Source organism: Oceanobacillus sp. FSL K6-0118 (assembly GCF_038006665.1).
GTDB classification, from domain to species: Bacteria; Bacillota; Bacilli; order Bacillales; family Amphibacillaceae; genus Oceanobacillus; species Oceanobacillus caeni.
In genome coordinates, this window is sequence record NZ_JBBOVR010000001.1 from 2,666,057 (window position 1) to 2,689,656 (window position 23,600).

15 protein-coding genes, 3 rRNA genes, 1 riboswitch and 1 other annotated feature are annotated in these 23,600 nt (G+C 38.3%); of the genes, 7 read left to right on the top strand and 11 right to left on the bottom strand.

All coding sequences use genetic code 11. The annotated features are described in order from the left end of the window. Positions 1–7: 7 nt before the first annotated feature. Both MHI02_RS13670 and MHI02_RS13675 read right to left on the bottom strand, forming a co-directional pair. Positions 8–721 (bottom strand): pseudouridine synthase, encoded by a 714-nt coding sequence (locus tag MHI02_RS13670; protein WP_341165983.1) that lies wholly within the window; start codon positions 719–721, stop codon positions 8–10. A 22-nt stretch (positions 722–743) separates the two neighbouring features. Beyond that, entirely contained in the window at positions 744–2,360 is a 1,617-nt protein-coding gene (locus MHI02_RS13675; protein ID WP_060669053.1) for a putative polysaccharide biosynthesis protein, read from the bottom strand. Between the two features lie 245 nt (positions 2,361–2,605). Between MHI02_RS13675 and MHI02_RS13680 the strand changes: the two genes are divergently transcribed. From MHI02_RS13680 to MHI02_RS13690, 3 genes are all read left to right on the top strand, one after another. Next, complete coding sequence (locus MHI02_RS13680; protein ID WP_145524078.1) at positions 2,606–3,874, top strand: BaiN/RdsA family NAD(P)/FAD-dependent oxidoreductase; 1,269 nt, start codon at positions 2,606–2,608, stop codon at positions 3,872–3,874. Positions 3,875–3,947: 73 nt separating this feature from the next. Further along, a complete protein-coding gene (locus tag MHI02_RS13685) occupies positions 3,948–4,130 on the top strand; it encodes a hypothetical protein (protein ID WP_047184450.1) in 183 nt (60 codons plus the stop codon). Between the two features lie 113 nt (positions 4,131–4,243). Beyond that, complete coding sequence (locus tag MHI02_RS13690) at positions 4,244–5,425, top strand: dicarboxylate/amino acid:cation symporter (protein ID WP_047184451.1); 1,182 nt, start codon at positions 4,244–4,246, stop codon at positions 5,423–5,425. A gap of 244 nt (positions 5,426–5,669) precedes the next feature. Here MHI02_RS13690 and MHI02_RS13695 read toward each other — a convergent pair whose 3' ends face one another. Continuing rightward, entirely contained in the window at positions 5,670–6,596 is a 927-nt protein-coding gene (locus tag MHI02_RS13695) for a ketopantoate reductase family protein (RefSeq protein ID WP_168380768.1), read from the bottom strand. 263 nt (positions 6,597–6,859) lie between these two features. Next, positions 6,860–7,060 carry a hypothetical protein gene (locus MHI02_RS13700; RefSeq protein ID WP_047184453.1) on the bottom strand — a complete coding sequence of 67 codons (201 nt, stop codon included), beginning with the start codon at positions 7,058–7,060 and terminating at the stop codon, positions 6,860–6,862. An 82-nt stretch (positions 7,061–7,142) separates the two neighbouring features. Here MHI02_RS13700 and MHI02_RS18565 point away from each other — a divergent pair, with 82 nt between their 5' ends. Beyond that, the gene (locus MHI02_RS18565; RefSeq protein WP_157851568.1) at positions 7,143–7,259 is read left to right on the top strand and encodes a glutaredoxin domain-containing protein; all 117 of its coding nucleotides are present in this window, start codon (positions 7,143–7,145) and stop codon (positions 7,257–7,259) included. Between the two features lie 175 nt (positions 7,260–7,434). On the opposite strand, the gene rrf is transcribed toward MHI02_RS18565, so the two are convergent. From rrf to MHI02_RS13715, 3 genes are all read right to left on the bottom strand, one after another. Further along, a 5S ribosomal RNA gene (gene rrf / locus MHI02_RS13705) occupies positions 7,435–7,549 on the bottom strand. Between the two features lie 68 nt (positions 7,550–7,617). Further along, positions 7,618–10,534 (bottom strand): 23S ribosomal RNA (locus MHI02_RS13710). Positions 10,535–10,917: 383 nt separating this feature from the next. Further along, a 16S ribosomal RNA gene (locus tag MHI02_RS13715) occupies positions 10,918–12,483 on the bottom strand. The 16S, 23S and 5S rRNA genes sit together here, the layout of an rRNA operon. 997 nt (positions 12,484–13,480) lie before the next feature. Here MHI02_RS13715 and MHI02_RS13720 point away from each other — a divergent pair. Continuing rightward, positions 13,481–14,236 (top strand): hypothetical protein, encoded by a 756-nt coding sequence (locus MHI02_RS13720; RefSeq protein ID WP_060668732.1) that lies wholly within the window; start codon positions 13,481–13,483, stop codon positions 14,234–14,236. Positions 14,237–14,365: 129 nt separating this feature from the next. Here the strand turns inward: MHI02_RS13720 and leuS are convergent, their stop codons facing one another. Continuing rightward, complete coding sequence (gene leuS / locus MHI02_RS13725; protein WP_060668733.1) at positions 14,366–16,786, bottom strand: leucine--tRNA ligase; 2,421 nt, start codon at positions 16,784–16,786, stop codon at positions 14,366–14,368. Between the two features lie 49 nt (positions 16,787–16,835). Further along, positions 16,836–17,055: a binding site (T-box leader), on the bottom strand. A 295-nt stretch (positions 17,056–17,350) separates the two neighbouring features. Between leuS and MHI02_RS13730 the strand changes: the two genes are divergently transcribed. Beyond that, positions 17,351–17,917 carry a tRNA (mnm(5)s(2)U34)-methyltransferase gene (locus tag MHI02_RS13730; RefSeq protein ID WP_341165984.1) on the top strand — a complete coding sequence of 189 codons (567 nt, stop codon included), beginning with the start codon at positions 17,351–17,353 and terminating at the stop codon, positions 17,915–17,917. Positions 17,918–17,958: 41 nt separating this feature from the next. On the opposite strand, the gene MHI02_RS13735 is transcribed toward MHI02_RS13730, so the two are convergent. After that, positions 17,959–19,035, bottom strand: coding sequence for a tetraprenyl-beta-curcumene synthase family protein (locus tag MHI02_RS13735; protein WP_341165985.1), 1,077 nt, complete (start codon positions 19,033–19,035; stop codon positions 17,959–17,961). A 98-nt stretch (positions 19,036–19,133) separates the two neighbouring features. On the opposite strand from MHI02_RS13735, the gene MHI02_RS13740 reads away from it, so the two are divergent. Then, positions 19,134–19,649 carry a gamma carbonic anhydrase gene (locus MHI02_RS13740; RefSeq protein WP_047184584.1) on the top strand — a complete coding sequence of 172 codons (516 nt, stop codon included), beginning with the start codon at positions 19,134–19,136 and terminating at the stop codon, positions 19,647–19,649. An 81-nt stretch (positions 19,650–19,730) separates the two neighbouring features. Here the strand turns inward: MHI02_RS13740 and asnB are convergent, their stop codons facing one another. Continuing rightward, complete coding sequence (gene asnB, locus MHI02_RS13745) at positions 19,731–21,644, bottom strand: asparagine synthase (glutamine-hydrolyzing) (RefSeq protein WP_060668735.1); 1,914 nt, start codon at positions 21,642–21,644, stop codon at positions 19,731–19,733. A gap of 279 nt (positions 21,645–21,923) precedes the next feature. After that, positions 21,924–23,120 carry a methionine adenosyltransferase gene (gene metK, locus MHI02_RS13750; protein WP_047184586.1) on the bottom strand — a complete coding sequence of 399 codons (1,197 nt, stop codon included), beginning with the start codon at positions 23,118–23,120 and terminating at the stop codon, positions 21,924–21,926. A gap of 330 nt (positions 23,121–23,450) precedes the next feature. After that, a riboswitch (SAM riboswitch) is annotated at positions 23,451–23,558 on the bottom strand. Between the last annotated feature and the right edge of the window lie 42 nt (positions 23,559–23,600).

A 23,600-nucleotide genomic window follows, 5' to 3' on the forward strand; every position in this document is an offset into this window, starting at 1 on the left:
CTTCCTCCTATGTAAGGCTCTCGCAATAAGCTAGCTCCTCTTCACTCAATTCACGGTACTTACCTAATGCTAACTTTTCGTCTAGCTTTAGTTTTCCCATCTGGAGTCTTTTTAAATAGACCACTTTCTTCCCAACTGCTTCAAACATTCTCTTAACTTGATGGAATTTTCCTTCTGTGATGGTAATCTCAACTTCCGAAACTTCATCACTATGAAGGATGTCTAGATGGGCAGGTTTACATTGATATCCATCATCTATAACGATTCCCTTTTTGAAAACTTCTACGTCTAACTCGGTAACGATTCCTTGTATTTTTGCATAATAGGTCTTCCCTACCTCTTTTTTGGGGGAAGTTAAACGATGCCCTAACTCTCCATCATTCGTTAGTAATAGTAAGCCTTCTGTATCCTTATCCAGCCTTCCTACGGGAAATGGTTCAAAATATTGATGTTCTTCCGTTAATAAATCAATAACCGTTTTTTCTTTATGATCAAAGGTAGCTGATATAACACCTGGTGGTTTATTCATCATCAGATAAATATATTTCTTATATACAACTTGCTTCCCATTTACCTCCACGATATCTATCTCTGGGTTAACATGTTTGCTACCTTCTTTTACTACTACTGCATTAACGAATACTTGTTTTTTCTTAAGTAGGCTTTTTACATCTTTTCTACTACCATAACCCATATTAGCTAATAACTTATCTAAACGCATCGTACATTCACTCCATATTATCTTATCTACTTCGCTTTCTTTTAATCAGATCTATTGAAATACGTTTTCCTAAAACTCGTTCAAGTAATGTAGAAATGTGTGCAAGATATAAATATACTCCACCACCGGCCATTACCCCAACCATAAGATGAATGATAACACCCATATGAGTGTCCGCTGGAATAATAAATTCTAGAATTATTTTCACTATCCAAATGGCAATTACCATAATGGCTGTAAAAATCAGAATAAGTATTGTACGTTTGAAAAGCTGCTTATAACTAAAATTAATCGATTTTTTGATATGAACCAAATTAAGCAAAACTGCAATTCCTGAGGCTAAAGCCGTTCCAAATATTGCTCCTTTTGCCCCAAACCAATGAATTAGTTGAACATTTAATAATATTTTTACAAGTAGACCTGCTAATAAACTGATTACTGCAAAACGTTGTTCATTAATCCCTTGTAGAATAGCTGCACTTACACTGAATAACCCAAACAATAAGACGACTGGTGAATACCAAGCTAACAGTTGTCCTGCAATATCATTCAGTCCATATAATGCGCCATATGTTTCATTAGATAAAATAGCAATTCCTGCTGCTGCAGGAATTACAAGCACAAAAACAATTTGCAATGCTTGATTGATTTGATTATTTAAAAGTTCTCGATCATTTTGCGTAAAAGACTTAGTTAACGTAGGTAATATAGATAACGACAGACCTGTTGCTATCGTCATCGGAATAATGACAATCTTATGCCCGTAATAATTAATGTAAGAATAAGTCGATTCCCATATTTCCTCTAACCCTGAAGCAACCATTGCTCTTTCAAATGTAAACTGATCCACTAATTGATATAATGGAATGGCCAATCCTACCAATATAAAAGGACCAGCATACTGGAATAATTCTACTAATAACTCTTTCGTTGAAACATTATATGACTTTTGTTGCATTTCAAGCTGCTGATTGATGGTTGGCTTTGTTTTCTTCCAATAAATATATAAAACAATGCAAGATGCTAGAGCACCAATAAATGCAGCAAAAGTAGAAAAACCAACTGCTGTAACAATAGACCCACCCATTACTTTGATAATGACGAATGAACCGACTAAAATGCATAAGACCCTAATGATTGACTCAACCACTTGAGAAACTGCTGTTGGCATCATTGTTTCATACCCTTGGAAGAAACCTCGAGAAATACTCATAACGGGAATGATTAATAGGGCTATACTTACCATTCTTGTTACAAAGGTAACATCCTCAACTGTTATCCCAACAGGATCATCACTTGTAATCATCAAGTGAGCTAGCCATTCTGAACTGAAAAACAACACTAAAAAAGCGACAATACCTGTTATCGCCATGATCTTACTTGCTATTTTGAACATTTTATAGCTTGTTTCATAATCCCCTAATGAATTATATTTAGATACAAATTTCGAAACAGCTACAGGAATTCCAACAGTAGAAAGGCTTATAAAAATACTATAAGGTGTATAGGCAAAACTAAATAGCGTCCCACCAGTGGTACCTACTAGAGCATTAAATGGGATAACATAAATCATCCCTAAAAATTTAGATAAAAAAGATGCCAATGTTAAAATAAATGCACCTTTTACTATATTCGACATATTTTCACCTGATTCTCATTTTTCTTTAAGTAGGATATACATACACGTTATTTTAACACATCTCATAGTAGGATTGATAACGTTACAACGTAAACTTGTGAAGATTTTTCTAACTTCTTTGATAAAAAGTTACAAATAGTCCTAAATATTGAAGCAGTCCTCTCGCTTCTATCTTATTAAAACGAGTTGGAATTGAGTTACGACGTATGGTAATGATATGATACTACCGAAAGGAATGAAGAATGTTGAATTATGATGTCATAGTTATCGGGGGCGGTCCTTCGGGATTAATGGCTGCAATTGCAGCTGCTGAACATGGTGCTAAAACGATGTTACTTGAAAAAGGGAAAAAGTTAGGAAAGAAATTAGCTATTTCAGGCGGTGGAAGATGTAATGTAACAAATCGTCTACCCCAAGAAGAAGTAATTAAACATATACCAGGGAATGGAAAATTTTTGTATAGTGCATTCTCTATTTTTAATAATTACGATATCATTGATTTCTTTGAAGGAATGGGTGTAGCTTTGAAAGAAGAAGATCATGGAAGAATGTTTCCGAAATCTAATTCTGCTAAATCCGTAGTAGATGCCCTTATTAACAAAATGAAAGAACTGCATGTAGAAGTAAAATTAAATTCCCCAGTAGAAGCTATTCACTTTGATGAAAATCAACATACGATCATCTTAAAAGAAAATGGTCACAAAATAACAACAAAATCGGTCGTAATTGCGGTTGGTGGAAAAGCTGTACCCCACACTGGCTCAACAGGGGATGGTTATGCTTGGGCAAAAAAAGCAGGACATACTATAACTGAACTATATCCAACTGAAGTAGCCCTAACATCAAATGAGGAATTTATCCAAACGAAAGTATTACAAGGATTATCGTTAAGAGACATTAAGCTATCTGTTTTAAACAAACGGAATAAACCAATCATCAGTCATCGTATGGATATGATATTTACGCATTTTGGTATTTCTGGTCCTGCTGTCTTACGATGCTCCCAATTCGTAGTAAAAGAACTGATGCGTGGAAGAAATCAAGTTACAATGGTTTTAGATACTCTACCCGATGAAAAAGAAGAAAAGATCATTCAAAATATGATTAAGTTGGTTCATGATAATCCGAAAAAGGCATTTAAAAACACAATAAAGGGAATCGTACCTGAACGATTTCAATCCTTTATTTTACAACAACACCAAATAAGTGATGAACAAAAATGTGCCAATGTCTCTAAAGAGAATATCCGCGATATCGTACATGCCATGAAACATTTTACCTTCTCTGTTAATGGGTCTCTTCCTTTAGAAAAAGCATTTGTAACAGGTGGAGGTGTATCCATAAAAGAAATTGTTCCAAACACAATGCAATCAAAACAGATGCACGGTCTATACTTTTGCGGTGAAATATTAGATATTCACGGTTATACGGGAGGATATAATATTACATCTGCGTTTGTTACTGGAAGACTTGCTGGCATGAACGCAGCTCAAGAATCAACGACAAACTGGTAGATGATACCTAGCATGAACACTCTATTCTGTCACAAGATAATACTGTCTTGAACAACTTGAAAGGGTGATAAGGATGCAAATGAAAAATCAAAACTGGTTACCAATTATAGCATCTCTCGGTGTAGGAGCTGCAACTTACTACACAATGACCAAGAAAAATCAAGGTTTAGGACAAACCGTACAAAAAGTACTTCCATTTGTGTCTGCTATGAGTGGCATGGGCGGCACAGGTGGAAACCAGCAACAAATGCAGTAGTATTAGAAAAGCACGCCTTATTTTGGCGTGTTTTTTTCATTCTATATCTATGCATTTGTCGAGCTTTATAGTAAAATAAAAAAGTATGTATTAAAAAATAAGGAGAGTTACTTTTGAAACGGATAGGACTTTTACCACGTATAATTATCGCAATAGTTTTAGGTATCCTGATAGGTTCATTTGCAAATGAGTTTTTTATTCGTTTGTTTGCTACTTTTAATGGACTATTTGGAAACTTTTTAGGTTTCATTATACCATTTATAATCATTGGTTTTATAACCCCAGGAATTGGTTCAATGGGTCGAGGTGCTGGGAAGTTATTAGGAATAAGTGCCTTTTTAGCGTATTTATCAACCATCATCGCAGGTTTATTCGCCTTTTTCGTAGCCAAAGGCTTGTACCCAACAATACTTAGCAACCAAACACTCAAAGCTTTTACAGATCCATCTGAAGGATTAAGTAAACCTTTTTTAACAGTTGAGATGCCAGCACCAATGGATGTAGTGACAGCACTTCTTATATCTTTCATCCTAGGTATTGGATTGGCAGCAATTAAACAAGACACCCTTCTAAAAACGATGATTGAATTTAAAGAAATTGTTCAATTAGTAATTGAGAAGTTTATAATCCCACTCTTACCTATTCATATTTTTGGGATATTCGCAAATATGACTTATTCCGGTCAAGTAGCTGTTATACTAAGTGTATTTATAAAAGTATTTGTCATGATTATCATACTTCACTTTTTATATTTAATTTTCCAATACACGGTTGCTGGTACACTAAGTAAGCAAAATCCTTTAAAAATGTTAAAAACAATGTCACCAGCTTACTTTACTGCATTAGGAACTCAATCATCAGCAGCAACAATTCCAGTTACACTTAAACATGCAAAAAAACTTAAAGCAGACGACAATATAGTAGATTTTACAGTACCCCTGTTTGCTACAATACATTTATCAGGAAGTACTATCACTATCGTTAGTTGTTCTTTAGCTGTTTTATTCTTGCAGGGACAAGTTGAGACATTTGGCGCTTATTTCCCATTTATTTTAATGTTAGGTGTTACAATGATTGCAGCACCTGGTATTCCAGGTGGGGCAGTTATGGCCGCTGCTGGACTTCTTGAAAGTATGCTTGGTTTTGGACCTACAATGGTTTCCCTAATGATTGCCCTATATCTAGCTCAAGATAGTTTTGGTACAGCAACGAACGTTACAGGTGATGGTGCAATTGCGTCCATCGTTAATTCCTTTAACCGTAAAAAGAAAACTAACAAAACTAGCGATAAGTAGTTTACCTTAAAACACTGAATAAAAATAGCATACCAAATTTACTGGTATGCTATTTTTTTATGGAATGATTATTATACAAATTGCTAATCCTTTTTTTGCGTTCGGGGCACTAATCACCGTAATGAGTACCGGAATCCCTCAGAATAATCTTCTTTCCGTTACTCATCATTTGCAGTTGCTTTGATGTATTAGTTAAATTCGCATAAAAAAACGCTTGGAATTAATCCAAACGTTTTTTAGTTAATTAATTAGGTTTACCATTCTCATATGGCTTTAATATTCCATAAATAGTCTCAACTACCGGGATAGTAATATTATGTTTTTGAGCATAGCGGACAGCGCCCCCTTGTAAATGGTTGACTTCAATTGGTAGTCCTTTTCGTAGATCTTGATGCATAGAAGAGGTAGTATTTTCTGGATATCTTTTAAATGAAGATATAATCTTAGCAATTTCCTCTTCCGCAAAGATAACACCTTCTTTTTTAGCAATAAAACTCATCTCAACTAAAATATTTTTAAAAACATTTAATGTAGCCTCTGAATTTATGGTAAATCCTGAAGGTAATTGTGTTGCAGACGTAATGCCAGAAAAAGCGGTAATTAATAAATATTTTCTCCACATCTCTTTTATGATATTTTCGTCTAATAATAAATTTGTTTTCACATGCTGATTCATTGAATTTAAATGATTACAAACATCCATTTGAGATTCATGTCGTGAACCAAATTTAATGGAACTACTATTTCCCCCATGAACAACATGACCTTGTTGATTTAAAGTAGCGAAAATATATGCGAATCCACCTAATACTTTTTCTTTGCCAACTGCTTGATCTAATTTATCGATATGTTCAAATCCGTTCAATAATGGTAACACAAATGCTCCAGTTTGTTCCGTAATCAACTTTAATTGTAGAATGACACTGTCTAAATGATATCCCTTCACTGCTAGAATAACTAAATCAATATTTTTCACTTCTTTCTCAGACGTATATAGGGTAACATTTTTTGTTTCAAACTCACCTTCTGGGCTTATTAATTTTAAGCCTTCTTTTTTTAACTGCTTTGCACGCTTTTCTCTAACAAAAAATGATACAGAATAGTTTGCTTCTAACATTCTTCCACCAAAGTAAGCACCTACTGCCCCTGCACCAAACACTAATATATTCATATGTTCATTTCTCCCTTTCCTTCGTATAATTCCCAATATTCTAATTAATTTTAACATAGTATACCGATATTCTGTGTTTTTATGTAAACTTAATACTACAAAGAGCTTTACCCACCATACTTTAAGCTTTTAATTATTCTAAATGTTGATTATTGAACTAAAACAATCTGGGTGGTAGTATGAGTTTTATGAGTTTAATAGGATGCAAATCTTTTTTAAACCATTACCCACATTATAAATAAGATGGTGGTGGGGAACCATGCTTAGGTAATAAGTGCTACTAACAAAAGGGATTTTTGTTCTGTTTTTTTAAATAATCCATATAGGGATAAGATTAAACCACTAATCGATAAAACTAACAAAAAGGTTGAAAAACCCCTAGATATTGCCAGCGGAGTTAACGATAGGAAGGAAGTTAAACCTAAAATTAATGCTGTGTAACTAATTATACTGTATCGTTTCATGTAAGGAGTCTCCTTAATTTCTATATTTTTCTTTATGATAACATAATAGTCTGCTAATTTAAATTGTTCGGAGGTAATGATTATGATTGAAATTTATATAATGACAAGTTGTCCGTATTGTAAGGTATTAAAACAGGAGTTAGAAAATAATAACATTCCTTTTAAACTTACTCACCTTGATAACTTCTCCAAATATTGATTATATCAAGGTTTCAGAGAGGTAGCAGGATCATTATCAACATTTACCTATATAACAGACCCTAATATTAAAAATACTACAGCTAGGAATGCTGTGGTAGATCAAAATTTTAATTTTCTTTCCTTTATAAAAAGCCAGGATACAATAAATTTGTATCCTGGCTTTTTATAAATTTGCCTGGCGGCGTCCTACTCTCGCAGGGGGAATCCCCAACTACCATCGGCGCTGGAGAGCTTAACTTCTGTGTTCGGTATGGGAACAGGTGTGACCTCTCCGCCATCGCTACCAGACATTCATATTAAATTAAGGATTTATACCTTAAAAACTAAATAAGAGTAAATCAAGACATCAAAAGAATTTAGTTAAGTCCTCGATCGATTAGTATTTGTCAGCTCCACGTGTCGCCACGCTTCCACCTCAAACCTATTAACCTCATCGTCTCTGAGGGATCTTACTCATTTAAAATGATGGGAAGTCTCATCTTGAGGGGGGCTTCATGCTTAGATGCTTTCAGCACTTATCCTTTCCATACGTAGCTACCCAGCTATGCTCCTGGCGGAACAACTGGTACACCAGCGGTATGTCCATCCCGGTCCTCTCGTACTAAGGACAGCTCCTCTCAAACTTCCAACGCCCACGACGGATAGGGACCGAACTGTCTCACGACGTTCTGAACCCAGCTCGCGTACCGCTTTAATGGGCGAACAGCCCAACCCTTGGGACCGACTACAGCCCCAGGATGCGATGAGCCGACATCGAGGTGCCAAACCTCCCCGTCGATGTGAACTCTTGGGGGAGATAAGCCTGTTATCCCCGGGGTAGCTTTTATCCGTTGAGCGATGGCCCTTCCATGCGGAACCACCGGATCACTAAGCCCGACTTTCGTCCCTGCTCGACTTGTAGGTCTCGCAGTCAAGCTCCCTTCTGCCTTTACACTCTGCGAATGATTTCCAACCATTCTGAGGGAACCTTTGGGCGCCTCCGTTACCTTTTGGGAGGCGACCGCCCCAGTCAAACTGCCCGCCTGACACTGTCTCCGAACCGGATCACGGTCCTGGGTTAGAAGGTCCATACAGCCAGGGTGGTATCCCACGGATGCCTCCACGTAAGCTGGCGCTCACGTTTCTAAGGCTCCCACCTATCCTGTACAAGCTGCACAGACATTCAATATCAGGCTACAGTAAAGCTCCACGGGGTCTTTCCGTCCTGTCGCGGGTAATGCGCATCTTCACGCATCGTATAATTTCACCGGGTCTCTCGTTGAGACAGTGCCCAAGTCGTTGCACCTTTCGTGCGGGTCGGAACTTACCCGACAAGGAATTTCGCTACCTTAGGACCGTTATAGTTACGGCCGCCGTTTACTGGGGCTTCGGTTCTAAGCTTCGGGCAAAAGCCCTAACTCTTCCCCTTAACCTTCCAGCACCGGGCAGGTGTCAGCCCCTATACTTCGCCTTTCGGCTTCGCAGAGACCTGTGTTTTTGCTAAACAGTCGCTTGGGCCTATTCACTGCGGCTCTACTCCGTAGAGCACCCCTTCTCCCTAAGTTACGGGGTCATTTTGCCGAGTTCCTTAACGAGAGTTCTCCCGCTCACCTTAGGATTCTCTCCTCGCCTACCTGTGTCGGTTTGCGGTACGGGCACCTGTGACCTTGCTAGAGGCTTTTCTCGGCAGTGTGAAATCAGGAACTTCGGCCAGAAGGCCTCCCCATCACAGCTTGAAATGGCCAGGCGGATTTGCCTACCTGACTTTCTCACTGCTTGGGCGCACACATCCATCCGTGCGCATTCCTTATCCTACTGCGTCCCCCCATCGCTCAAACGGTCATGAGGTGGTACAGGAATATCTGCCTGTTGTCCATCGCCTACGCCTTTCGGCCTCGGCTTAGGTCCCGACTAACCCTGAGAGGACGAGCCTTCCTCAGGAAACCTTAGGCATTCGGTGAAAGAGATTCTCACTCTTTTTTCGCTACTCATACCGGCATTCTCACTTCTAAGCGCTCCACCAGTCCTCACGGTCTGACTTCACAGCACTTAGAACGCTCTCCTACCATTGTTCGTAAGAACAATCCACAGCTTCGGTGATACGTTTAGCCCCGGTACATTTTCGGCGCAGAGTCACTCGACCAGTGAGCTATTACGCACTCTTTAAATGGTGGCTGCTTCTAAGCCAACATCCTGGTTGTCTAAGCAACTCCACATCCTTTTCCACTTAACGTATACTTTGGGACCTTAGCTGGTGGTCTGGGCTGTTTCCCTTTCGACTATGAACCTTATCACCCATAGTCTGACTCCCAAGTTTAAGTATCTGGCATTCGGAGTTTGACTGAATTCGGTAACCCGATGAGGGCCCCTAGTCCAATCAGTGCTCTACCTCCAGTACTCATCATCTTGAGGCTAGCCCTAAAGCTATTTCGGAGAGAACCAGCTATCTCCGTGTTCGATTGGCATTTCACCCCTACCCACACCTCATCCCCGCATTTTTCAACATACGTGGGTTCGGGCCTCCAGTCAGTGTTACCTGACCTTCACCCTGGACATGGGTAGATCACACGGTTTCGGGTCTACGACCGCATACTAAATCGCCCTATTCAGACTCGCTTTCGCTACGGCTCCGTGTCTTCCACTTAACCTCGCATACAATCGTAACTCGCCGGTCCATTCTACAAAAGGTACGCCGTTACGCATTAACGCGCTTCGACTACTTGTAGGCACACGGTTTCAGGTACTCTTTCACTCCCCTCCCGGGGTGCTTTTCACCTTTCCCTCACGGTACTGGTTCACTATCGGTCACTAGGGAGTATTTAGCCTTGGGAGATGGTCCTCCCGGATTCCGACGGAATTCCACGTGTTCCGCCGTACTCAGGATCCACTCCGGAGGAAATTCTTTTTCGATTACAGGGCTGTTACCCTCTTTGGCTAACCTTTCCAGGTTGATTCATCTAAAGAATTTCTTTGTAACTCCTTGTGGAGTGTCCTACAACCCCAGAGAGCAAGCTCTCTGGTTTGGGCTGTTTCCGTTTCGCTCGCCGCTACTTGGGAAATCGCATTTGCTTTCTCTTCCTCCAGGTACTGAGATGTTTCAGTTCCCTGGGTGTGCCTCTTATGCCCTATGTATTCAGACATAAGTCCTGTTCCATTACGAACAGTGGGTTTCCCCATTCGGAAATCCTCGGATCTATGTTTACTTACAACTCCCCGAGGCATATCGGTGTTAGTCCCGTCCTTCATCGGCTCCTAGTGCCAAGGCATCCACCGTGCGCCCTTATTCACTTAACTAAGTTTACAATGAATAAGCGTGCTATTATATAGCCTTGCTTTAAAATTTGATGTCTTGTTTACTCTTATTTAGTTTTCAAGGTACAAAGTTTCAGAGAGATTTGCTCTCTCAAAACTGAACCAAACAGCACAGTATGTTTCATCCAAACCTGGATGTTCCGTAATGTCCAGCTGCAGCACCCAGCGACTAGCAAACTTCCTTTACCTCCGTACGATAAGTCAACATCGATTCGCTTTCGCTCATCGTGTTTCCTTTATCTCCTTCGGTAGAAGAATGTCCGATTAAAATCGCCGCTTTGCGCGGCAACATCGGACCACCTGACATGGCCAGGCGCAGTTTGTACGTCGCTAACCGGGTGCTTCCACTTTTCGTATATCCTTAGAAAGGAGGTGATCCAGCCGCACCTTCCGATACGGCTACCTTGTTACGACTTCACCCCAATCATTGGTCCCACCTTCGGCGGCTGGCTCCAAAAGGTTACCTCACCGACTTCGGGTGTTACCAACTCTCGTGGTGTGACGGGCGGTGTGTACAAGACCCGGGAACGTATTCACCGCGGCATGCTGATCCGCGATTACTAGCGATTCCGGCTTCATGTAGGCGAGTTGCAGCCTACAATCCGAACTGAGAATGGTTTTATGGGATTTGCTTGACCTTGCGGTTTCGCTGCCCTTTGTACCATCCATTGTAGCACGTGTGTAGCCCAGGTCATAAGGGGCATGATGATTTGACGTCATCCCCACCTTCCTCCGGTTTGTCACCGGCAGTCACCTTAGAGTGCCCAACTTAATGCTGGCAACTAAGATCAAGGGTTGCGCTCGTTGCGGGACTTAACCCAACATCTCACGACACGAGCTGACGACAACCATGCACCACCTGTCACTTTCGTCCCCGAAGGGAAATCCCTATCTCTAGGGAGGGCGAAAGGATGTCAAGACCTGGTAAGGTTCTTCGCGTTGCTTCGAATTAAACCACATGCTCCACCGCTTGTGCGGGTCCCCGTCAATTCTTTTGAGTTTCAGCCTTGCGGCCGTACTCCCCAGGCGGAGTGCTTAATGCGTTAACTTCAGCACTAAGGGGCGGAAACCCCCTAACACCTAGCACTCATCGTTTACGGCGTGGACTACCAGGGTATCTAATCCTGTTCGCTACCCACGCTTTCGCTCCTCAGCGTCAGTTACAGACCAGAGAGTCGCCTTCGCCACTGGTGTTCCTCCATATCTCTACGCATTTCACCGCTACACATGGAATTCCACTCTCCTCTTCTGCACTCAAGTCCTCCAGTTTCCAATGACCCTCCACGGTTAAGCCGTGGGCTTTCACATCAGACTTAAAAGACCGCCTGCGAGCGCTTTACGCCCAATAAATCCGGACAACGCTTGCCACCTACGTATTACCGCGGCTGCTGGCACGTAGTTAGCCGTGGCTTTCTGGTTAGGTACCGTCAAGGTCAGGTCAGTTACTACCTGACTTGTTCTTCCCTAACAACAGAGTTTTACGATCCGAAAACCTTCTTCACTCACGCGGCGTTGCTCCGTCAGACTTTCGTCCATTGCGGAAGATTCCCTACTGCTGCCTCCCGTAGGAGTCTGGGCCGTGTCTCAGTCCCAGTGTGGCCGATCACCCTCTCAGGTCGGCTACGCATCGTTGCCTTGGTGAGCCTTTACCTCACCAACTAGCTAATGCGCCGCGGGCCCATCTATAAGTGACAGCTTACGCCGCCTTTCAAACTTCTTATTATGCAATAAAAAGTATTATCCGGTATTAGCTCACGTTTCCGCGAGTTATCCCAGTCTTATAGGTAGGTTGCCCACGTGTTACTCACCCGTCCGCCGCTCGTTCCACTCTCTTCACCCCGAAGGGATCAGAAGAGATTCCCGCGCTCGACTTGCATGTATTAGGCACGCCGCCAGCGTTCGTCCTGAGCCAAGATCAAACTCTCCAAAAAAGTTTGTTTCAAATAAATAAAATTCATTTGAAGTTCTTAGCTTTTAGAGGAAAAACCTCTATTTTTTAAAAGAAAAACGAGTTTCCTTTTTCTTAACATACTGGTTGTTTAATTCAGTTTTCAAAGAGCAACTTTTAAAGTATAGCATGATAACCAACTAATGTCAAACACTATTTATTAAGCAGAATTAATAGGTCACTCATACTAGGTAATATATCTTATCACTTTGTCGAAAAAAAGTCAATAGCTTAAAACTTTTATATTTTTACTGTTTATTATGAAGTATTTAGTCGCTCAAAGTGACTGTAAAACAATAATACTATTCCCCTTAAATAAAGTCAATAGAGAAAACTTCCATCAATGAGGGCTTTACTTCATCCCCCACTGATAGTCAGTTGTACTTATCGAACTTTTACGGGCAGTTATCTCCCATCTACCTTCTTTGTTCCCCAGAAGCTTAAGGTGGAGTCTTACCGCTCGTTTAGGTGGAATAAATTTATACTGGTAAAAACAACAAATTATATTATAAAAAGACCATGTGTATAGGATTGTAAATCTAAGCACAATCTAATATAAGAATAAATACTCCTGCCAATAATTGCTGACAAAGATTTAAAGTAGGGGATTCTAACTTTTAAGCATTAATGAACACTAAACGATAGCGTAGTTGACACAGTGGTGTACCGTAAACACCCACCCTCACTATCCATTGGTCTTATCTTTATGCCTTTGGGACTACTTTTCAGCTTTTCACACATTTATGTGGCTCAGCCGACATGTTTGACTAACATAACATTTTACGTGGCAAATCAACGATTCTCGCCACAACCTAGCATGTTTAATTTTCAATGATCATTTTTCAAAAATATATCACCACACCAACCGTGTTCATCAATATAAAAAGACGATTCACCCCCATGTACTCATAGTTACACCCTACACATTCCTTGAGGATGGGGTCCTCTCACCTAATTATGATAGAAAGAGGAGAACTGAAATGACATTCTTAAAGTTAGTATTAATCACGATGTTAACCATTCAACCAACCTTTACTGCTAATGGATTAGCAAAAGAAAAGGATGCCGTGCTTATAAACACATATCAAGCGGATGTTACTGGTGATGGTCTATTAGAGGATATCGATTTAATGGGAGTTCCATTTTCCCAAGATGGAGACTATTATCATAATATATGGGCCGAAATTAGAAGTAAAGACCAGGATGACGAAAGATGGAGAGTTGACTATGGCGATGGCTATGAACCACAGATTCAGTTTATTGACGCAAACCATGATAATGTGCAAGATATTTTGTACCAGAGTTCTTCTAACAAAAAAGGGCTAGGTAAACAAAAACTGCATACCTTTGCTTCCAATAAACAATTAGAGATTTCGCTTCCTAAACTTAAATATATTTCTGGTAAATTTATAGATGATTACAAAGCAGATCTTAAAATAACTCCTAATGCAAAACCAATACAAATAAATCTACAAAACCGTTCAGATGCTTATATTCAGTCCGGTGTATATGGTAAAGACGGTAAATTAAAAAAATCTAAATCATTATTATTAAACACTCCAGACTACTATGTGCCTGTAAAATTAACAGATAATAAGGGCTATGGTTTACGTAGCTATAAGCAGGTAGGTGGTATTTCTAACGAAGATCATTTAGGTACAATAGAATCCTTATGGTATTATACTGACGGAAAATGGGTAGTCTTACAAACGGAATGGAAAGATTCAAATCGTTAACTTTTCGTTCGATTAACTTTGCTCGAATACTCCATTGTACTTATATGGAAAATATGTAAAATACTTCCCCGCCTACTAAGAAAAATAAAAAGGATTCCTTCCCAAATGGAAGAAATCCTTTTTATTTTATTAGTTAGCTACAATGTTAACTAGCTTTCCAGGAACTACGATTACTTTTCGAATTGTTTTTCCTTCTAGCCATTTTTGGATTGTTTCATCTTCAAGTGCTTGTTTTTCAAGATCATCTTTAGAAATATCTTTAGAAACTTGGATCTTAGAACGAACTTTCCCCATTACTTGAAGTGCGACCTCTACCTCTTCCTCTACCAATTTAGACTCATCATAGGTAGGCCACTCTGCATAAGCAATAGTGTCGTTATTACCTAATTTCTCCCATAGTTCTTCTGTTATATGCGGTGCGATTGGTGAAAGAAGCTTGATAAAACCTTCCACATATTTTTTTGGCAATTTATCCGCTTTATATCCCTCGTTAACGAAAACCATCATTTGTGAAATGGCAGTATTAAAATGTAAATTTTCAAAGTCCACTGTCACTTTTTTTACAGTTTCATTATAGACTTTATCTAAGTTAACATTACTTTCATCATCCACAATTTTCTCTGATAATGTACCATCATCATTTACAAATAAACGCCATACCCGATCTAAGAAACGTCTTGCTCCATCCAAACCATTTGTAGACCACGCTACAGAAGCATCCAACGGCCCCATAAACATTTCATATAATCTTAATGTGTCTGCTCCATGGGAACCTACGATATCATCTGGGTTAACTACATTTCCTTTTGATTTACTCATTTTTTCGTTTCCTTCACCAAGGATCATTCCTTGGTTATATAACTTCTGGAAAGGTTCTTTAGTAGGTACCACACCAATATCATAAAGGAATTTATGCCAGAAACGAGCATATAGTAAATGAAGCACAGCATGTTCCGCTCCGCCAATGTAAACATCTACTGGCATCCATTGTTTTAGAGCCTCGTAGTCAGCTAATTTTTCTGAGTTATTAGGGTCAATGTATCGTAAGAAGTACCATGAGCTTCCAGCCCACTGTGGCATTGTATTCGTTTCACGTCTACCTTTTTTACCTGTTTCTGGATCAACTACATTGACCCACTCTTCATTATTAGCAAGTGGAGATTCTCCAGTTCCTGATGGTTTAATTTCGGACATTTTCGGTAATTCCAATGGTAATTCTTCTTCCGGAACAGCTGTCGTTGTCCCATCTTCCCAATGAATAATAGGAATTGGTTCACCCCAGTAACGTTGTCTAGCAAATAACCAATCACGTAGACGATACGTTATTTTCTTTTCACCTTTACCATTTTCCTCCAGCCATTCAATTGCTTTTGTAATCGCTTCGTCTTGATGTAACCCATTCAAGAAATCAGAATTCACATGTTCTCCATCACCAGTGTATACTTCTTTTGTGATGTCGCCTCCAGCAACTACTTCTATTATTGGCAGATCAAATTTTTTGGCAAAATCGTAGTCTCGTTCATCATGAGCTGGAACCGCCATAATAGCACCTGTACCATAAGACATTAATACATAATCCGCTACCCATATAGGAATTTTTTTATTATTCACTGGATTAATCGCATATGCACCGGTAAAAACACCAGTCTTGTCTTTAGCTAAATCTGTTCGTTCTAAATCTGATTTTTTTTGAACTTCTTCTAAATACGCTTCAACCTGCTCTTTTTGTTCGGTTGTAGTGATTTCTTTAACATATGGATGCTCTGGTGCTAGTACAGCATATGTTGCTCCGAACAATGTATCCGGTCGAGTAGTAAATACAACAAAATCTTTTTCAGTATGACCATCAATCTTAAATGTTACTTCGGCACCTTCCGATTTTCCAATCCAATTGCGCTGCATTTCTTTTAGACTTTCCGGCCAATCTAGATCATCCAAGTCTTCCAATAAACGGTCAGCATAAGCGGTGATTCGAAGCATCCACTGTTTCATCGGCTTACGAATAACTGGGTGTCCACCTCGTTCACTTTTACCATCAATCACTTCTTCATTTGCAAGTACCGTTCCTAGAGCTGGACACCAGTTTACTGGTACTTCATCGATATAAGCGAGACCCTTTTCGTATAATTTAAGGAAAATCCACTGAGTCCATTTATAATAGTTGGGATCTGTCGTATTAATTTCTCGATCCCAATCATAAGAGAAACCAAGTTCTTGAATTTGTCGCTTAAATGTTTGAATGTTCTTCTCTGTGAATTCTGCTGGGCTATTTCCAGTGTCAATCGCATATTGCTCAGCTGGAAGCCCAAACGCGTCCCACCCCATCGGATGAAGTACTTCATACCCTTGCATACGCTTCATTCGTGATAATATGTCTGTCGCTGTATATCCTTCAGGGTGTCCTACATGAAGTCCAGCTCCCGATGGATACGGAAACATATCTAATGCATAAAACTTTTCTTTTTTAGAATATGTATCTGTTTTAAATGTTTTATTTTCTTCCCAATAGGTTTGCCATTTCTTTTCAATGGTCCGATGATCAAAACTCAAAATCCATTCCTCCTTATATATACAATAAAAAAAGCCACTCATCCCTTAAATCAGGGACGAGAAGCTCGGCTTTCCCGCGGTACCACCCAAATTAACGTATAAATGGTTTAACGTTCACTTTAGTCTTTAACGCAGAGTTACGGCAGGGACTACTACTTCATTCGCACCCACAACAAAGAAGGCGAGTTCATAAAGTTTTAAGCGATAGTTTTCACCAACCACTACCTCTCTACGCCTTAAAAACAGTTACTACTAATCCTTCTTTTAGAGGTAGTTCAAAAAGTCCGGTAAAAATGACACTTCGAATTTCTTCGTTGGCTTGCTTTTCCGTTCCTCACGTATTAATTGCATACGTTCCGGTACTCAAAGCTTCGCCGCCTCGAACTTCTCGGTCCTTTTTATCCTCTTTTTTGAACACACTCTTTTAGTTATTGTCATATTATATCGAAATTATAAAGAATACTACCATCTTTGTCAATACATTCAAAATATATACTTTTATGCTAAAATATATGGTAGTTTTTATTAGGAATCGAAATTAATGAGTTACGGTGAGGTGATTATATGTTAAAAGGAGTTCTTCAATTTTCTCATCATTTATTAGAAGAATCCGTTAACGTTGGCGAATTAGTGATTGACGCAACATGTGGGAATGGAAATGATACGATTTTTTTGAGTGAAATAGTTGGAAAAAATGGCCATGTCCTTGCTTTCGATATTCAGGAAAAGGCTATTGTATCTACTAGAGAAACATTAATAAATAATGGAATCTCTAATGTCTCCCTTATTCATGATAGTCACGCTAATTTGGAGGACTATTTATCGAAAGAAGAAAATCAAACAATAGGTGGTGCTATTTTTAATCTTGGCTATTTACCTAGAAGTGATAAAAAGATTATAACAAAACCAGAATCAACCATTACAGCTATTGATACTATTTTAAATCGTTTAAAACAAAATGGTCTTATTGTTTTAGTCGTTTATCACGGACATGACGGTGGCAAAGAAGAAAAAGAGGCGATATTGAAACACGTTATTAGACTGGATCAGAAAGAATATAACGTTTTACAATACGGTTTTATTAATCAAAAAAACTCCCCTCCATTTATTATTGCAATACAGAAAAAATGAGATGTTATGTTACATCTCATTTTCTATATTTCCCCATTTAGTTATCCCGCTTGATGATTTTTGTTAAATCTATAGTACATTTTTGTATTCCAATGAAAGAACCGTGCTGTCATTCCGCTATAATCTAACAATGTTTTTTTTATTTTTTCTTCATCTTGCAATGTCTTTATCTTATCGTCTCCTAAATAGAGTCCAACTAATCCACGGTATACCATTTTATGGAATGATAAATGAGGTAAGGTTTGAATTTTTTCATCTGTTTGTTTTATAAAATATACAAGACGTTCCTTCAACTCTTGCTCATTTTCATAAAAACTACAAAAGTTTAAATCCCCTTCCTCTTGATCTTCCTTTTGATCAATATAATAATCTAATAAAATATGTAACCCTTGCATATACGGAAAATAACTTTGATAAATTTCTTCTGCTAATTCCTTTGTCATACAATCTGATAAAGCATAGGAAATAAGGCAAAATATCCCTAACGTTGAACCTGTTGCAGCAGCAAATTCATACCACCTTAGTGTAGGTGTTTTTTCTCTATTTTCATTAAACCATGTAGTAAGTCTTGGTATACGTTCATTCACCTTAACATGTTTATGTATTTGTAATGCTTGATACATTGTCTCCAATTCCTCTAATTGTACATTTATTAAAGTAGGCTCTTCTACTTTAGCCAGAACATCCTGGCATGTACGCACAAGGTCTTTTAAATAACTTCCATCATCTTGTTCTTTTCGCAATTGATAATAATTCTCACACTCATTCTCAGGGGATAAAGCATCTTCCATTGCCTTATGCAAAAGTTCAAAATCATTCGGATCAAGTGAGGTACTTCGATCACATAGATTATCAAGGTAGTCACTAATGGTTTGATAAGCGACAATAAATCGAAGAGCCTCTCTCCATTTATCTTTAGCAAGAAGAGAAAAAACCGCTCCGCCAAGGCAATGAAATTGTTTAGAATGAATACTATTAAGTGCTTGTGTTCTTAACTCTTTATTCGGAATTTGCTCTGCCTTTGCTTCCCATTTTTGTAACTCCGTATTTACAGCTGGAAATATTTTCAGAAACACAATGGTCATTAATCTTAATGAATTTGTTGGTATGCGAGACATTACATTTCCTCCGTTCACTTTTCCATTCATTCTTTGTTATACTTATTATATCAACATGGACAAACAATATAAAAATAATAACTTATGGGGGAAAGTTTATGATTGGAGAATATATGGGGAGTAAACCAAACATCCATGATTCAGCTTTTATTGCTAGTGATGCTGTCATTGTTGGTGATGTTACAATTGATAAGGAATCTAATATATGGTTTAAAACAGTAATCAGGGGAGATGTTGCACCAACCTATATTGGTAAACGAGTAAGTATTCAAGATTTATCCATGCTACATCAGAGCCCTAATAATCCCTTAATTGTTGAAGATGATGTTACGGTCGGCCATCAAGTAACATTACATTCCGCTATTGTTCGAAAGAATGCTCTAATTGGAATGGGTTCTATTATTCTAGATAAAGCAGAAATTGGTGAAAGCGCGTTTGTAGGTGCGGGTAGCCTTGTTCCACCTGGAAAAAAGATTCCACCCCATACTCTCGTTATGGGACGCCCTGCGAAAGTTGTCCGCAAATTAACGGAAGAAGATTACCAAGAGATGGAACGCGTTAGAAAATCTTATGTAGATAAAGGAAAATATTATAAAAACCACACCAATCTTTAAAAAGTTGTTCAAAGAAAAGATGGTACAATTTCTACAAAACAGGCACTTACTATCCATTTGATAGAAGTGCCTGTTTTTCATTTATGCTCCTACTAACTCAGAGCCTTTCTTATTCTTATCAATTGTAAAGTTGTCAAAATCATATTTATGTTCCACAAATATTTGATGCCATAGCATAAACATAAGGACTGTCCAGATTTTTCTACTATAATCCCCATTACCTTTACAATGGGAATCAAGTAAATCTAGTACATATTTCTTATTAAGAAGATAGTCCGTTTCACTTTCGGCAATAAGTTGTTTTGCCCAGCCATTTAGTTCCTTTTTAAGCCAATGGCGAATAGGAACAGGAAATCCTAATTTTTTACGATCTAAGACATGTTCAGGAATGATTCCTTTTGCAGCTTCTCTAAGGATGCTCTTTGTTGTACCATTTGCAATTTTTAATTCTACAGGTATACCGCTAGCAACACGAAAGACCTCTTTATCTAAGAAAGGAACACGTAGTTCTAATGAATTAGCCATTGTCACCCTGTCTGCTTTTAATAGAATATCACCACGTAGCCAAGTATGAATGTCTATATACTGCATTTGGTTCACTAATGGATAATCCTTTACAAAATCATACAACTCATCTGTGATTTGTTGATAATTGTTATTTTCAATATAATGAGTCAAAAGTTCACGTTTCTCATTCTCTTCAAACATCTTTGCATTTCCTATATAACGTTCCCTAAGCGGGGTTGTCCCACGTTCCAAGAAGCTTTTCCCCTTCATACCTTCTGGAAGTGCTTTTGCTACATTGGCTAATAATCCCTTTATTGGCCGAGGAATGGCATTAAATAATTTAAGAGATTCTGGTTCTCGATATATATTATATCCACCAAATAATTCGTCAGAACCTTCACCAGAAAGGGCAACCTTTACATGTTTTCTAGCTTCTCTAGCAACAAAGTATAATGGTACACAAGCTGGGTCAGCCAATGGGTCATCCATATGCCACATAATTTTAGGTAAATTTTCTACGTACTCTTCAGGAGTAATGGTGTAAGAAATATTTTCTACTTTTAATTTATCAGCTGTTTCTTTAGCAACATCTACTTCTGAGAAGCCATCTCTCGCGAAACCAACAGAAAAAGTTTTGATATTTGGATTAAATTCCTTAGCAATGGAAACAATAAGAGTAGAATCAATACCACCGGATAAAAATGATCCTACAGGTACATCACTTCGCATATGAACTTTTACAGAATCATACATTACTTCTTGAATTTTATTTATCCAATCTTTTTTATCTTTATTAAAAATAGGTTGGAAGGTTGCATGCCAATATCTAGTAAATGTTATATCTTCGCCTATTTTTTTAACAAAATAATGTCCTGGTTCTACCTTTTCAATCCCTTGAGCCAATGTCATTGGTTCTGGCGCATATTGAAAGCTTAAATAGTGCTGTAATGCATCAACATTTACTTCTTCTTTTTCAAGCATTAGTCCAAGACTTTTTTTCTCCGAAGCAAAAGCAATTCCGTCTTCCGTACGATAATAATATAATGGCTTAATTCCAAATGGATCTCGTGCACCATATAGTGTCTTATCATCTTTATCCCACACTAGAATAGAGTACATTCCTCTTAAATATTGAAATGCATCTTCTTTGTATTTAGAAAATAAAGCGGCAATCACTTCTGTATCAGATTCTGTTGAAAATGAATAACCATCTTGTTTTAATTCGTCACGAAGTTCTACATAATTATAGATTTCTCCATTAAAAACAAGCCAAATTTTATCATTATCATAACTTAATGGTTGAACTCCACTTTCAATATCAATTATACTTAAACGCCTAAAACCAAAAGATATGTACTCATCGACAAAATAACCTTCATCATCTGGACCACGATGAGCAATAATATTATTTTTCCTTCTTAATGAATCCATGTCTTTTTCATCTACATCAGTTGGATAATCGTATACCATTCCAATAAAACCACACATGATAGTTACCTCTTTCTATTAAAATAATTCATTAGCAATTACAAAGTAAAGACTGCGTTTCGAATTGGGATAATTCCACTAATTATCTACAGGCTTTTTGTTTAATTTTCTACCAAAGTCTGGAGCACCTTTTTATTGGAATCTTTAATAAGTGATTCGAAATCTAGGATAATTATATCACAAAAAAATCATATTGTAACATAATTGTAATACTTCAGTGATAAAATCAAAAAAACTGCCACATCTCCGTGCTGGCAGCTTTCATGGTGTTACTTTATTTTATTTTATTAAATCCTTTAATTCATCTACCCTATCCAATTTCTCCCACGGGAACTGAACATCTGTTCTACCAAAATGGCCATATGCCGCTGTGTTTTTAAAGATTGGTTTTCTTAGGTCTAACATATTAATTATCCCTGCAGGCCTTAAATCAAACACTTTACGAACAGCATCCACTAATTTAGTTTCATGTACTGTACCAGTTCCAAATGTATCAATAGATATAGAAACGGGTTCCGCTACACCAATTGCATAAGCTAACTGAACTTCACAAGACTTCGCAAGTCCTGCTGCAACAATATTTTTTGCAACATAACGGGCTGCATAAGCAGCAGAGCGGTCTACTTTTGTGGAATCTTTACCACTAAATGCCCCTCCGCCATGTCTTGCATATCCGCCATACGTATCTACTATAATTTTACGACCAGTTAAACCAACATCGCCTTGTGGTCCCCCAACAACGAATCTACCAGTTGGATTTATAAAATATTTCGTATGGTCATCTAGTAATTCTTTAGGCACTATAGGAAGAATTACTTGTTCTTTCATGTCTTTTTCAATCTGTTCTTGAGATACTTCTGGATGATGTTGAGTAGAAATAACAATAGTGTCAATACGAACCGGATTATTATTTTCATCATATTCGACAGTTACTTGTGTTTTTCCATCTGGACGTAAATAATCTACTATATTTTCTTTACGAATATCTGCTAATCGTTTAGATAATTTATGTGCTAATGAGATTGGTAAAGGCATAAGCTCTTCTGTCTCGTCACAAGCAAAACCAAACATTAATCCTTGGTCTCCCGCTCCAATTGCAGCGATTGCTTCGTCACTCATTTTGCCTTCACGTGCTTCTAGCGCTTTATCTACTCCCATCGCAATATCTGGAGATTGTTCATCTATTGCTGTTAAGACAGCGCAGGTATCTGCATCAAATCCATATTTAGCTCTTGTATAGCCAATCTCTTTCACCGTTTTCCTGACAATTGCAGGAATATCTACATACGTACTAGTAGTAATTTCACCAGCTACTAAAACAAGACCAGTAGTTACTGTAGTCTCACAAGCAACTCTTGCATTGGGATCATTTTTTATAATTTCATCTAAAATGGCATCTGATATTTGATCTGACATTTTATCTGGATGCCCTTCTGTTACAGACTCAGATGTGAATAAACGACGTTTTTCAGCCATAAGGCTCATTCTCTCCTTTAATTGGTGTTACGGAACTCTTTTCATTATTTCGATTAAAGATCTTTGTATATTCTATATATAAAAGCATTGAAGAAACCATTGCTTTTTATATAATAAAGAAGACTTCCATCAGTGGGGATTTTCCTTCATTCCCCACTGTCGTACTTATCGGACCTTTGCGGGTAGTTGATCTCCCACTTACCTTCTTTGTTCTTCAGAAGCTTGAGGAGGGAGTCTTACTGCCCATTTAGGTGGGATAAAAGGAACTGTTTCTTCTTTAAAAGCAAAAAAATCCCTATCCTACATTGAGGAAAGGGTTCGGTCCTTTCACTCTTATTGTTCAAGGAATGATCCTTGCTTCAGGTAAGCACCTTTTCACAAGCGTGTGAGGTTGCTGGGCTTCATAGGGTCTGTCCCTCCGCCAACTCGGAATAAGATAGTTTCCGTCCATTGTTATCGTAACGAAATGTGTGAGTAATG

Excerpts from the sequence above, each read along its gene's own strand:
- MHI02_RS13695 (WP_168380768.1), bottom strand. The coding sequence starts at position 6,596 with ATGAATATATTAGTGTTTGGTGCAGGGGCAGTAGGTGCTTACTTTGGT.
- MHI02_RS13735 (WP_341165985.1), bottom strand. The coding sequence starts at position 19,035 with ATGTCTCGCATACCAACAAATTCATTAAGATTAATGACCATTGTGTTT.
- MHI02_RS13720 (WP_060668732.1), top strand. The coding sequence starts at position 13,481 with ATGACATTCTTAAAGTTAGTATTAATCACGATGTTAACCATTCAACCA.
- asnB (WP_060668735.1), bottom strand. The coding sequence starts at position 21,644 with ATGTGTGGTTTTATTGGAATGGTATACGATTATCCAACTGATGTAGAT.
- MHI02_RS13740 (WP_047184584.1), top strand. The coding sequence starts at position 19,134 with ATGATTGGAGAATATATGGGGAGTAAACCAAACATCCATGATTCAGCT.
- MHI02_RS13730 (WP_341165984.1), top strand. The coding sequence starts at position 17,351 with ATGTTAAAAGGAGTTCTTCAATTTTCTCATCATTTATTAGAAGAATCC.
- MHI02_RS13675 (WP_060669053.1), bottom strand. The coding sequence starts at position 2,360 with ATGTCGAATATAGTAAAAGGTGCATTTATTTTAACATTGGCATCTTTT.
- MHI02_RS13670 (WP_341165983.1), bottom strand. The coding sequence starts at position 721 with ATGCGTTTAGATAAGTTATTAGCTAATATGGGTTATGGTAGTAGAAAA.
- MHI02_RS13700 (WP_047184453.1), bottom strand. The coding sequence starts at position 7,060 with ATGAAACGATACAGTATAATTAGTTACACAGCATTAATTTTAGGTTTA.
- metK (WP_047184586.1), bottom strand. The coding sequence starts at position 23,120 with ATGGCTGAAAAACGTCGTTTATTCACATCTGAGTCTGTAACAGAAGGG.
- MHI02_RS18565 (WP_157851568.1), top strand. The coding sequence starts at position 7,143 with ATGATTGAAATTTATATAATGACAAGTTGTCCGTATTGTAAGGTATTA.
- MHI02_RS13685 (WP_047184450.1), top strand. The coding sequence starts at position 3,948 with ATGCAAATGAAAAATCAAAACTGGTTACCAATTATAGCATCTCTCGGT.